Origin of the sequence: Paenibacillus sp. FSL H8-0048, assembly GCF_038002825.1 — a bacterium.
Lineage (GTDB): Bacteria > Bacillota > Bacilli > Paenibacillales > Paenibacillaceae > Paenibacillus_AQ.
Genome location: NZ_JBBODF010000001.1, coordinates 7299205 through 7312365 on the forward strand (window position 1 = coordinate 7299205; position 13161 = coordinate 7312365).

Below are 13161 nucleotides of genomic sequence, written 5' to 3' on the forward strand. Positions count from 1 at the left end.
AATGAGAGTGATCCGAACGATTGCTGAACTGCGCGAAGCGCTTGAATATATGCGTGAAGGGGGCCATGGCCCTGTTGGTTTTGTGCCCACCATGGGATATCTGCACGAAGGACATGCCAGCCTGCTGCGTAAGGCAGGGGAGAAGAGCGGCACGGTGGTGATGAGTATTTTCGTCAATCCGCTGCAGTTTGGACCGAATGAGGATTTTGCTTCCTATCCGCGGGATGAACAGCGGGATCTGGAGCTGGCTGAACGTGAAGGTGCGGATTTGGTGTTCATCCCCAGTGTAGAAGAGATGTATCCGCAGCCGATTCGTACAGGCGTAACGGTCTCCTCGCTTACGTCGCAGCTCTGCGGCGCTTCGCGTCCAGGACATTTTGACGGAGTAACTACAGTGGTCAGCAAGCTGTTCCATATTGTGCAGCCGGATTATGCCTTCTTCGGACTGAAGGATGCCCAGCAGGTAGCTGTTCTCCGCCGGATGGTGTCAGACCTTAACATGAATGTGGACATTATCGCCTGTCCTATTGTGCGCGAGGAAGACGGGCTGGCGCTTAGCTCCCGCAATGTCTATCTGAGCAGCGAGGAGCGCAGACAGGCGCTGGTATTGTCTCGTTCCCTGCGCGAGGTGCGCCAAGCTATGGAAGAGGGCAGCATTCGTACGGTAAATGAAGCTCGGGCACTGCTGGTCTCGGTCATTTCTGCATCGCCGCTCGCAGTGATTGATTATGCAGAAATTCTAACCTTCCCTGATCTGGAAGAGCTGGAAGGCGGCAGCAGGCTGACGGATGCGGGCGGAGAGGTTATAATGGCTCTGGCCGTGAAGTTCGGCAGAACCCGTCTGATTGATAATAATGTATTTATTCCTAAGGAGGCACACGCTTTTGTTTAGACATATGATGAAATCCAAGATCCACCGGGCAACAGTCACTGAAGCCAATCTCAATTATGTGGGCAGCATTACCATTGATGAGGATCTGATGGAAGCTGCAGACCTGCTGGAGAATGAAAAGGTGCAGATCGTGGACAACAATAACGGCTCCCGCCTGGAGACTTATGTCATTCCGGGTCCGCGCGGCAGCGGCGTCATTTGTCTGAATGGGGCGGCGGCGCGTCTGGTACAGCCCGGAGATACCGTAATTATTATTTCCTACGCTGTGGTGTCCTCTGAAGAGCTGGCAGCGCATAAGCCGACGGTGGTGTTCGTAGATGAAGGCAACAAGCCGGTGAAGCTGGCGGATCATGAGATTCACGCCACAATTGCCTGAAGTCCGCGCTTTGAGCCATGTAATCAATGGCAGGGATGAAGACCCCCGTACTTGCTGATAATGAACTTAGGCAAGCTTAAGCTGACTTCATTATCAGTAAGGGTGGGATGTCCGGTGTTTCAACATTTATTTGCTGAGATGAACAAGATGCTCCAGGAGATCAAAACCGACTATCCTACTGCGGAGGGTGCCCGCCGAAGCGATCTTTTATCCAAGTATAATATGCTCCACCGAATCAGTGATACTGTAATGGATGAGTGGCTGCTCTTCGCCGAGAAGCTGAGCGAGTTCCGGGAACAGGCCGATTTCCAGACTCCGCCGGAGGAATTGCCGGAGGAGGAAGCGCCCGAGCTTGCGATGGATGCTTTTGTCAGGGGCCAGGGCTATTACAAGCTGCTGATGTACCGCAAGTGCATTGAACAGTTCAGGGAGGTTACGGCTAAGTATCCGGACAGCCTCGCTGCCCGCCTGTATTTGGCTATGGCTTATCTGCAGGAGGGAGAAGGCGACACCGCCTGGGGACATCTGAACCACATGCTGGGCCTGATCCGTGAAGTGAAGCTGAAGGCAATGATCTATAATGCGCTGGGCTGTATCCGGGCTTCCCAGGAACGCTTCAATGAAGCCAGTGAGCTGTTCAGCCTGTCTCTGCTGCATGACCCGGATCTGCCGGAGCCGAATGTGAATCTGGAGGTATGCCGCAGGCGGGGCGGGAAGCTGGAGTTTGGCCATCAGCTGGTTTCGCTATTATAACTTATCCTCGGTTTCTTTAGGCGATGCGCCCCGTTTCCCGGGGTGTGCATCGCCTTTTTTCGTAACTTCTGTTATGCTGATAAAGAGTCTCAAGTGAAAGGGAATAGAACTTATAATGAAATTTGCCGTGCTTGATTTTGAAACTACGGGAACCCAATCTGTGGGAGAGATCATCCAGGTTGGCCTTGCCATTATAGAAGAAGACGGGACGATCTCCCGGGTGTATGGTTCCTACGTCAAGCCCGGAGCGCCAATTCCTCCTTTTATTACGGGCCTGACCGGAATTACAGACAGCGATGTACAGGATGCGCCGGAGCTTGATGAGATGATGATGGAGCTGGTGCCGCTGCTGGATGATGTGGTCCTTGTCGGACACAATGTAGCGTTTGATTTTCATTTTTTGCAGAATGCGCTGGACCGCTGCGGCTACCTGCCGTTTCAGGGGCGGATTCTGGATACCATCGATTTTCTCAAAATATGCTTTCCCTCGCTGAGCACCTATCAGCTAGGCGCAGTAAGCAGCCACTTCGGCATTACGCATGACCGTCCTCATCAGGCGGACAGTGATGCGCTTGCCACGGCTATTGTGCTGCTCAAATGTCTGGAAGAGCTGCACAGTCTGCCGCTGCTGACCATTCAGCGGCTGAATGAGCTGTTCGCAGACGAAGACAGTGATTTGGCCTGGTATTTCGACGGTCTGCTGCGGGAGCGGGAGATGGAGACCTTTCAGCCGGAAGGAGAGCTGAGCTTCTACCGCCAGCTTGCGCTGGCTGTGGGGGACTGGGCGGAGCTGGCTACGCCCCGGGAGGAAGGAAGCGTCAATCCGCTGGATAATATTACCTTTGAAGAGTATATGGAAGAGGTAACCCTGCGGCTGAAGGCTGTTCTTCCCCAGTATGAGAGCCGTGAAGCCCAGGAGCTGATGATCCATGAGGTCATTACAGCGCTTGAGCAGGACAAGCATCTGCTGATTGAAGCGGGAACCGGCACCGGTAAATCGCTGGGTTATTTGCTTCCGGCCATCTACCATAGTGTGAAAAGTGATCAGAAGGTGATGGTCAGCACTCATACCATTAACCTTCAGGACCAGCTGCGTGAGCGGGATATTCCGCTCTTGACCAGCGTTGTGCCGTTCCCGTTCAAGGCCTCCATCTTTAAGGGAAGAGGGCACTATTTGTGTCTTCGCAAGTTCGAGCATAGAATGAACAAAAAGGACTTTACAAGTCCAAGAGAAGAGGCTCTTACCGCTGCACAAATGCTCGTATGGCTAACCCAGACGACAACCGGCGATGATGAGGAGCTTAACTTAAGCGGACGGGGCGGCGATTTCTGGGAGACTGTAGCCAGTGATACCGACTCCTGCCTGGGACGCGCCTGTCCCTGGTTCCGCAAATGCTATTACCACCGCGCTAAGCATGAAGCCGGGATCTCCGATGTAGTGGTCACCAATCACTCCAAGCTGTTCGCAGATGTCAAAGCCGGGCATCAGCTTCTTCCGGCTTATGACCACCTTGTTATTGATGAAGCCCATCATTTGGAGGATATTGCTGGCAAGCATCTTGGTATGCAGATGAAATATTTCACATTCGCCCATACCCTCACCCGTCTCTACAAGGATAGCCGGAGCGGGCAGCTGCCTGCCCTCCGTCAGAGTCTGCAGTCTTCAGGCAGTGAGCAGGCCTCCGAATGGAGCGGTGTGATCGACCGGATCTACCCCGATCTTCTGACGGTGAAGGAATCCTGGGATGCGCTCAGCGACCGGCTCTTCAGCCTGCTGCCCGAGCGCAGCGATGCCGGAGCCGGTGAAGCAGGCCAGCTGGTGGCGCGCCTGCAGCCGGGCAAGAAGCCGAAGGATTGGGAGGAGCTGGCCGCCCTTGAGAATACACTGAACCTCAGTCTAAGCGACATTATCCGCAAGGGTGACAAAATGCTCAGTGAGATGCGTGACACGGACAGCCAATCCTCCTCGGACAGTCTTGTGACTGATATCGGCGGGTTATTCAAGGATCTGGCATCCATTAGAGAGCAGATCCGCTTTTTCATGAGTCTGAACGATGAGAATATCGTGTATTGGCTGGAGGGAAGCGGTAATTATAAGGGGAAGTCTCTGCAAATGTATGCTGTTCCCGTTGATGTCAGTACCCAGCTCAGGGAGCTGTTCTTCGACAAGAAGAAGAGTATCATCCTGACCTCGGCCACCTTATCCGTGGATAAGTCCTTCCAGTTTATGATCGATAACCTGGGTCTTGGTGAAGCTGCGGAGCAGGGTCGTCTGATGACAGCGCTGCTTCCGTCACCGTTCAAATACAGGGAGCAGGCTCTGCTGGTTATTCCCCGCGACTTCCCGAGCGTCAAGGGAAGCATAGGGGATGCCCGCTTTGTGGACACCCTCGTTCACTCTCTTGCCGAGACTGCTGTAACCACGCGGGGGCGGATGCTGGTGTTGTTCACCTCCTATAAGATGCTTCGGCAGGTCTATGATCCGCTGAAGGAGGCGCTTGCCTCCCAGGATATCGCGGTGCTCGGACAAGGTGTGGAAGGCGGCAGCCGGAGCAAGCTGATCCGCCGCTTCCAGGACAGCCCGGCCTCGGTCCTGCTGGGTACCAGCAGTTTCTGGGAAGGGGTGGATATCCCCGGAGAAGCATTGACCTGTCTGGCGATTGTCAGACTGCCGTTCCAGCCGCCGAATCACCCGCTGGCAGAAGCGAAGTCGGAGCTGCTTCAGGCACAGAAGAAGAACCCGTTCATGAAGCTGTCCGTGCCGCAGGCTGTCATCCGCTTCAAGCAGGGCTTCGGGCGGCTGGTCCGCACGGCGCAGGACCGGGGCATCGTAATTGTGTACGATACCAGAGTCATTGAATCGCATTACGGAAAGTACTTCCTGTATTCACTCCCCGGTCCCAAGATGGAGCATATGCTCACCGAGCAGATGGTCCCGAGAATTACCGAATGGCTGGAGGACGGCGGGGTTTCCTAATTCATCTGCTATTGCTATTATTAATAAGTCATGATAAACCTGAAGATCCGTTCCCGCCCTGTCCTGCCGCTCCGGCAGGCGGGGGGCACGGTTGCTATAATTGTAAGGGTCTAACACAACTTTTAAGGAGGAGAATACATGAAATCGGATAAAATATCGGAGGCCGTCGTGCGCAGGCTCCCAGTGTACCTGCGTTTCCTGAACGATCTCCAAAAACGTGAAATTTCCACAGTCTCTTCTCAGGAGCTGGGCCAGAAGCTTGATCTGAATCCCGCCCAGATCCGTAAGGACCTCGCTTATTTCGGTGATTTCGGCCGAAAGGGCATCGGCTACGATGTATCCTATCTGATTGAGAAGATCCGCCATATTCTCAAGCTTGATCAGCAAATTAATGTTGCACTGGTTGGAGCCGGTAATCTCGGTCATGCCTTGTCTAACTATAACGCTTACTTGAAGGATACGATGAAGATTACTGCGATCTTCGATGCCTACCCGCCGAAGGTGGGCCAGCAGATCAACTCGCTGGTTGTGCAGCCGATGGAGGAGCTGAGCGATACCATCCGCTCCCAGGGCATCCGGATCGGGATTATTACCGTACCTGACAGCGAAGCCCAGAATGTAGCTGATATTCTTGTGGACTCCGGCATCGAGGCGATTCTGAACTTCGCACCGGTTATTCTCAAGACGCCTGCCAATATCCGGATTCATGCCGCAGATTTCACCACAGATCTGCAGAGCCTGGCCTATTATTTGCATGATGGAAAGGATGAGGCTGAAGATGAGCAGTAAGATCACGATAATCAAGAACGGGCACTTTCTGGTTCCGGGCAGCGATAAGCCGGTTCTGAGCGGGTATATGACCCTGGAGAATGATCTGATTACTTACATAGGTGAAGCTGAGCCGGTAGTGGAGGCTGGCGCCCAGGTCGTAGACGGCAGCCGTCTGCTGTTCATGCCGGGACTGGTCAATACCCATGGACATACGGCCATGTCGCTGCTGCGCGGATACGGCGATGATATGGTGCTTCAGACTTGGCTGCAGGAGAAGATGTGGCCGATGGAAGAGAAATTCACTGGTGATGATGTATATTGGGGAACCTCTTTGTCCGTGCTGGAAATGCTGAAGGGCGGCACAACCACCTTCCTCGATATGTATGATCATATGGACCGTGTTGCGGAAGTAACAGAGCAATCCGGTATTCGAGCGGTGCTAATGCGCGGCGTGATTGGGCTGTGTCCGGAAGAGGTGCAGCAGGCGAAGCTCGCTGAAGCGGTTGCTTTTGCCCGTAACTGGCACGGCAAGGCTGACGGCAGAATCACTACCATGCTCTCGCCGCACGCCCCGTACACCTGTCCTCCAGAGTTTTTCATGAAGTTCGTGGAGGCTGCGCACGATCTGGATCTGCCGATGCATACCCATATGTCCGAGACGCGCCATGAAGTGGAGCAGAACGTGGCCGACTACGGTCTTCGTCCAGTCGCGCATCTGGAGAAGCTGGGAATGTTCACCCGTCCTTCGCTCATTGCCCACGGGGTTCATCTGAACGATGAGGAGATCGGGATTCTGGCCCGCTATAATGTTGGTGTGTCGCATAATCCCGGCAGTAACCTGAAGCTGGCCAGCGGGGTTGCACGTGTTCCTGAGCTGCTGAGAGCCGGGGTTAAGGTCTCCCTGGGTACAGACGGCGCTGCTAGTAACAATAACCTGGATATGTTTGAAGAGATGAGGCTGGCGGCTCTGATCCATAAAGGCGTAAGCGGTGATCCTACAGCCGTACCGGCTCCTGAGGCGCTGCTGATGGCTACGGAGTACGGGGCGCAGTCTGTTTTCCTGAGCGGGGTAGGCCGGCTTGCAGCAGGGATGAAGGCCGACTTCATCGCGCTGGATATTGATCAGCCTCATCTGCTGCCGCATACCGATCTGCTCTCCCATGCCGTCTATTCGGCAAGCGCCAAGGATGTAGAGCATGTATGGGTGAACGGCCAGCAGGTAGTGAAGCATGGACAATGCCTGACACTGGATGAAGAAGCTATCCGCCGCAAAGCACAGGAGACGTTCGAGAGCCTGCTTAAACGGTAATTCAGGGGAACGGGAAAGGAAACAGTGTGGTGAAGAAGAAGAGGAGAAAATGGATCTGGCTGGGGATTACCGTGGTGCTGCTCCTTCTGTTCGGACTAAGCCAGTTCTATGCCTACATTATGAAGGACCAGTGGAACGAGCGGAGTGAAGCCAAGGAGCTGGCCCGGGCGCGAGCCGGACTGACAGAGGTAACCAAGGCCCAGAAATCCGTCTGGAATGACAATGAGATCTACTGGGTGCTGACCGGTAAAAATGAAGCGGGGACCGAGCTGATGGTGTGGGTCCGTTTCACCTTGGAGGGCAAGCCTGCCGGAGGCGACAACGGCCTGTATGCCGAAGAGCTGAGCAAAGGCACCTCGGAAGAGAAGATGCGCGAAATCATAGCCGCACAGCTGCCGGACGTTAAGATTGAACGGCTGCTGCCCGGTGTATATAACGGGGAATATGCCTGGCAGCTATTTTACAAAAAAGACGGGCGATTCTATTACAACTTTTACCGCTTCAAGGATGGCAGCGCCATCGGTGAGGGGTACAGTCTGCCTAACCGCTAAGCTAAGGACTCAGCGGCAGAAATACATTGCGGGGGAACGGATGATCTGTTCTTCCGTTTTTTTGTATCCATCATGTTGAAAATAATCTGGAGCTGTTCTTGGACTGGTGGCAGACGCGGAACTGTGGCTAAATGGAGATATATGGTTTGAGATACATCGATGAATATACTTGAATTGATATACTTATTGTATACCTCGAATGCTATCGCCAACATACATAAATGTCTCTCAAGGAGGATGATTGAATTGGAAGTTTTAGCATATTTGGATCAGGCAGTGGATTTGTTTAAGGAAGAGCTGGGGGAGAATCTGTCGGGGATTTATCTGCACGGCTCCCTGGCGATGGGTTGTTTTCACCCGGATTCAAGCGATATTGATCTGCTGATTGTCGTAGAGGACAAGCTGCCAGCAGAGGTCAGTCAAAGACTTGCCGGGCGTATCGTAGCCTTTCATGACAGTCTGCTGAATAAGCGCGGAGTTGAACTGTCTATCGTCCTGAAGACATACCTGCACAATTTCGTGTATCCTACGCCGTTTGAATTTCACTTTTCAGAAGCTCATTTAGAGCGGTATAGAACCGATGAGAATTATCTGTGCGGCGGGTTTGAGGATGCTGATCTGGCGGCGCATTTTGCAGTAGTTTACCATCGCGGGTTTATCTTGTACGGGGAGCCGATCCGCGAGGCCTTTGCGCCGGTAGACCGCAGGTATTATCTGGATTCTATTATCCGGGATATCGATGATGCGCAGCAGAATATAGGGAATGCTCCACTCTATTACACCCTGAATCTATGCAGGGTACTCTACTATGTGCAGGAAGGTCATGTCTCTTCCAAGAAGGAAGGCGGGGAGTGGGGACTTCAGCACTTGCCGGAACGCTTCCACGGGCTGCTTAGACGGTGTCTTAAGGAATATAGCGGTGCGGCCGTTGCCGAAGGCTATGAACTGGAGCTTTTAACTGATTTTGCGGAATATATGATGGCTGAAATTGGCGTTAGCCGGATGTAGGGGACACTGGAATATGAATGTAGCAGCGGCATTTCAGGCTATGAATCTGAGCTGCCGTTTTTTCATGCCGCATGAAACATCCAGAAATTAGTATCAAAAATTTTAAATATATTCACAACTTTATGTAAAATCGTATATACACCTGTGATATACTACTACTTGTATTAAGACATGCTTAAGAGCATGTCAGTCTCGGATGGGCGCTGGACACGCTGGCTGGTCTTTATTATAGAGTTATGCTCGGTCATTATTGAGAGGAGGACGTTTCTTGAAACTGCGTCTTATGCCTGTACTGCTAACGTCTCTGCTGTCTGCTGCATTATTGTTTGGTGGCTGGTATTCTTACCGTCAATTCGCGGTGCAGGAGCCGCTGCAGAAGCTGGTATCATCCTACGAGGGAGTGAAGGATTCCCATATTACTATTAAACGCAATGAGGTCACTTTGAAACTGGATTTGCAGCCGGGCACGAAATTACGTGAGCTGGTGCAGTATGTATCGAGAGAAGGCAGTACTGCTATTGATGGCAGGACCCTTAAGCTGGATGTGGAACAGAAGCCGAGTGAACTGCTGGATGAGTATTGGGATAAAGCGATGTTCTCTGTAGCAGAAGCGATGGAGAGCCGGAAATATACATTGATACCAGCGAAGCTGGATGGTCTGAAGGAGCAGGACAGCAAGTTCAGCGGGGTTACAGCTGCCACAGAGATTGACGACAACAATGTCTATGTAAGCCTGAGCAACGGTACAGAGAGCAAGTTTATCATTCTGCCGCGTGCAGCAGCCAAGATGGGAGTGTGGAACAATGCCTAAGTACTGGAAAGAGGTTGTAGCCGGATTCGTTCCGGTCATGCTGATTTTTATGGCTTTTGTGGGGATTAATATCTTCCCTGTCATTATAGCGCTGGGAATGGTTGCCGCGCTCCTGTTCATTGCCCATGCCCGCGGCGGTCTGGCCGTCAATGCAGGTGCAGATAAGAAGCGTAAGAAGAACGGCCCCTCCAAGCTGACCTTTGAAGAGATCGGCGGACAGGACAATGCCAAGCAGGAGCTGCGTGAAGCGCTGGATTTTCTGATCCGGCATGAGGAAATCAGCAAATTCGGGATTCGTCCGCTCAAGGGAATTCTGCTTACCGGGCCTCCGGGAACAGGAAAGACGCTGATGGCCAAGGCTGCGGCGCATTATACGAACTCCGTATTCGTAGCTGCCTCAGGCAGTGAATTCGTTGAGATGTATGTCGGTGTGGGTGCGGGACGTGTACGCGATTTGTTCAAGGATGCCCGCACGCGGGCGCTCAAGGAGAATAAGCAAAGCGCCATTATTTTCATCGATGAAATTGACGTTATCGGCGGGAAGCGCGAAGGCGGACAGCAGCGTGAATATGATCAGACGCTCAATCAGCTGCTGACGGAGATGGACGGGATTTACAACAATGATACCCCGCGTATCCTGCTGGTAGCCGCAACGAACCGCAAGGAGATGCTTGATTCTGCTCTGCTGCGTCCGGGCCGTTTTGACCGCCATATTCAGGTCGATATGCCTGATAAGAAGGGCCGCAAGTCGATTCTCGACCTGCATGCCAAGAACAAGCCGCTGCATGACACCGTGAATCTGGATAAAATCGCCGAAGAAGCTTACGGCTTCTCGGGTGCACAGCTGGAGAGCGTGATGAACGAAGCCGCGATCTACATGATGCGCGAGAATCTGACCCTGGTGGAGCAGCGTCATCTGTCGATGGCGATTGACAAGGTCATGATGGGCGAGAAGACGGACCGTGAGACCAACCATGAAGAGAAGAAGCGGGTAGCGATCCATGAGCTTGGACATGCTATTATGGCTGAGCTGCTGCGCCCCGGAAGCGTAAGCCAGGTAACACTGACCCCGCGGGGTCAGGCTCTGGGCTATGTCCGGCATAATCCGCAGACTGAGCAGTATCTGTACACGAAGGATTATCTGGAGAACCAGATCATGATTGCCCTGGGCGGAGCGGCTGCCGAAGAGATGTATTACGGCGGACGCAGTACCGGTTCCCGTGGAGACTTCGATCAGGCGCTGAATATCGTCGAGACTATGATGAAGTCAGGGCTCACCTCGCTCGGGATTGCGAATCTACAAATGGTTACCACTGAAGAATTAATGAAGGAAAACAGTAAAATACTGGACGAGCTGATGATCCGCACGAATGACCTGCTGGAGAAGCAGAGAAATATATTTGATTACTCCCTTGACATTTTAATGAAGGAAGAAGTTCTCTCCGGAGAGCAATTTCGTTGTCAATTTCGTGACAGTGTCCTTTTACCGGCATAATTCTTTATGCCGGTTATTTTTTTTTACTTTTCAGACATGCTAAGATATCATTATATGTCGGGCTACTTATTTTTTTCGACAGACAAGGTACAATACAGAAGTATAGATACCTGAAAGGATGGAGACTTTTACATGAATTTTAAGAAGATCGGTGTCATCGGCGGAGGCACAATGGGACAAGGGATTGCCGAAATGCTGGCAGCCAAAGGCCTGGATGTCATGCTGGTGGAGAAGACGGCAGAAAGATTGAACTACTCCTACGAAATGATCGAGACCAGTCTCGACAAGCAGCTGGAGAAATGGGCGATTACCCAGGCGGAGAAAAAGCTGATCCTGGCCCGCATCCAGAAGGTTACACACTTCGCTGAACTGAGCTCCTGCGATATGGTCATTGAGACTATCGTTGAAGATCTGGAAGCGAAGCAAAAGGTATTCAATCAGCTCGATCAGGTGTGTCCGAGCCACATTATTCTTGCCAGCAATACGTCAACGCTTAGCTTGACTGAGCTTGCAAGCTCTACAATGTATCCGGAACGCGTTATCGGCATGCACTTCATACACCCTGTAGGTAAGGTGGATCTGGTTGAAATCGTGCGCGGTCTTAAAACCTCGGACAGCACATTTGAAGATACCAAAGCCTTTGTCGATGAGATTGTTGAGAAAAAAGGCGTTATGATCTACGAATCCCCCGGATTTGTATCTTCACGCCTCATTTGCCTGTTCATAAACGAGGCTATGCATGTGCTCCAGGAAGGGGTTGCCTCTCCTGAAGATATTGATGATGCTATGCGTATCGGTTACCAGTTCCAGAACGGGCCGCTTGAAATGGCAGACCGCTTCGGTCTGGATTCCGTTCTTGCCGCACTTGAGAACATGTTCCGTGAATACGGCGAGCTCAAGTACCGTCCTTCGACAATTCTCAAGAAGATGGTACGTGCAGGACAACTGGGTACGAAATCGGGCGAAGGCTTCTTCAAGTATGACAAGGATGGTGACCGGGTATGAAAGTATTAGTAATTAACGCAGGCAGTTCTTCTTTGAAATATCAGCTCTATGACATGACGGATGAATCCGTACTTGCCAAAGGTCTGGTTGAGCGTATCGGCATGGATTCCTCCATTCTGACCCACAAACCAACCGGCAAACAGGAAGTGACAGAGGTTAGCGAAATTCTGGAGCACACTACAGCAATCCGTAAGGTTCTGGCGAATCTGACAGACAAGGAACACGGCGTCATTACATCCATTAACGAGATTAATGCTGTAGGCCACCGCGTAGTACACGGAGGAGAGAGCTTCAAGGAATCCGCGCTTGTTACTACGGAAGCCAAGACCGAGATCCGCCGTCTGTTCGACCTGGCTCCGCTGCATAACCCTGCTGCGCTGCTTGGTATTCTGGCTGCCGAGAGCAATATGCCGGGTGTGCCGCAGACCGTTATTTTCGACACAGCGTTCCATTCGACTATGCCTGAGAAAGCTTATTTGTACGCTATTCCTAGAGTACTGTACAGCAAATACAAGATCCGCCGCTACGGCTTCCACGGGACTTCCCATGATTATGTAAGCAAGGCTGCGGCTGAGTTTGTCGGACGTCCGCTGGAAGAGCTGAAGATCATTACCTGCCACATCGGTAACGGTGCCAGCCTGACGGCTGTAGACGGCGGTATCTCCGTAGACACTTCCATGGGGATGACTCCACTCGAAGGTCTGATGATGGGTACACGCAGCGGTGACATTGACCCTGCTATTGTTCCATACGTGATGAACAAGGAAGAATTGACTCATGGTGAAGTCAACTCTATGCTTAATAAGCACAGCGGTATGCTGGCGATCTCCGGGATCAGCAGCGACATGCGGGAAATTATCGAAGGATACGAGAAGGGCGAGCCGAATGCTTCGCTGGCCTTCGAAATGTACGAATACCGTCTCCGCAAATACATCGGGGCTTACACCGCAGCACTTAACGGTGCAGACATTATCGTCTTCACTGCCGGTGTAGGGGAGAATGCATCATTGCTTCGCGAGAAGGTCCTGCGCAACCTGTCCTACCTGGGTATTGAGCTGGACGAGGAAGCCAACAAGGTTCGTTCGGGCGATCCGCGCCGTATCTCTACTGCAAGCTCCAAGGTACAGGTACTTGTGGTTCCAACGAACGAAGAGCTGGTGATTGCACGCGATACCTATCGTATTGTGCAAGGAATTAACGGCTAAATTAGAGG

12 protein-coding genes are annotated in these 13161 nt (G+C 52.2%); all 12 read left to right on the top strand.

Features of this window, described 5'->3' with window-relative positions:
* The first annotated feature begins 1 nt into the window (after position 1).
* Positions 2–892, top strand: a complete 891-nt coding sequence (gene panC / locus NSU18_RS31675; RefSeq protein WP_341018386.1) for a pantoate--beta-alanine ligase — start codon at positions 2–4, stop codon at positions 890–892.
* The gene (gene panD, locus NSU18_RS31680) at positions 885–1268 is read left to right on the top strand and encodes an aspartate 1-decarboxylase (protein WP_036698065.1); all 384 of its coding nucleotides are present in this window, start codon (positions 885–887) and stop codon (positions 1266–1268) included. Before panC ends, panD begins: the two co-directional genes overlap by 8 nt.
* Before the next feature lie 114 nt (positions 1269–1382).
* Positions 1383–2021, top strand: a complete 639-nt coding sequence (locus tag NSU18_RS31685; RefSeq protein ID WP_341018388.1) for a tetratricopeptide repeat protein — start codon at positions 1383–1385, stop codon at positions 2019–2021.
* A gap of 115 nt (positions 2022–2136) precedes the next feature.
* Positions 2137–4998, top strand: coding sequence for an ATP-dependent DNA helicase DinG (gene dinG, locus NSU18_RS31690; protein ID WP_341150936.1), 2862 nt, complete (start codon positions 2137–2139; stop codon positions 4996–4998).
* 138 nt (positions 4999–5136) lie between these two features.
* Positions 5137–5787: a redox-sensing transcriptional repressor Rex gene (locus NSU18_RS31695; protein ID WP_341018391.1), complete on the top strand. Its 651-nt coding sequence runs from the start codon at positions 5137–5139 to the stop codon at positions 5785–5787.
* A complete protein-coding gene (locus tag NSU18_RS31700) occupies positions 5777–7078 on the top strand; it encodes an amidohydrolase (protein ID WP_341150937.1) in 1302 nt (433 codons plus the stop codon). The genes NSU18_RS31695 and NSU18_RS31700 overlap by 11 nt, the downstream gene beginning before the upstream one ends.
* A gap of 29 nt (positions 7079–7107) precedes the next feature.
* Positions 7108–7629: a cell wall elongation regulator TseB-like domain-containing protein gene (locus NSU18_RS31705; RefSeq protein ID WP_341018394.1), complete on the top strand. Its 522-nt coding sequence runs from the start codon at positions 7108–7110 to the stop codon at positions 7627–7629.
* A 237-nt stretch (positions 7630–7866) separates the two neighbouring features.
* On the top strand, positions 7867–8637 hold the full coding sequence (locus tag NSU18_RS31710) for an aminoglycoside adenylyltransferase domain-containing protein (RefSeq protein ID WP_445321837.1): 771 nt from the start codon (positions 7867–7869) through the stop codon (positions 8635–8637).
* A gap of 268 nt (positions 8638–8905) precedes the next feature.
* A complete protein-coding gene (locus tag NSU18_RS31715) occupies positions 8906–9448 on the top strand; it encodes a hypothetical protein (RefSeq protein WP_341150939.1) in 543 nt (180 codons plus the stop codon).
* On the top strand, positions 9441–10943 hold the full coding sequence (locus tag NSU18_RS31720) for an AAA family ATPase (RefSeq protein WP_341018399.1): 1503 nt from the start codon (positions 9441–9443) through the stop codon (positions 10941–10943). Before NSU18_RS31715 ends, NSU18_RS31720 begins: the two co-directional genes overlap by 8 nt.
* 132 nt (positions 10944–11075) lie before the next feature.
* Positions 11076–11948, top strand: a complete 873-nt coding sequence (locus tag NSU18_RS31725) for a 3-hydroxyacyl-CoA dehydrogenase family protein (protein WP_173128977.1) — start codon at positions 11076–11078, stop codon at positions 11946–11948.
* Entirely contained in the window at positions 11945–13153 is a 1209-nt protein-coding gene (locus tag NSU18_RS31730; RefSeq protein ID WP_341150940.1) for an acetate/propionate family kinase, read from the top strand. The genes NSU18_RS31725 and NSU18_RS31730 overlap by 4 nt, the downstream gene beginning before the upstream one ends.
* The last annotated feature ends 8 nt before the right edge of the window (positions 13154–13161 follow it).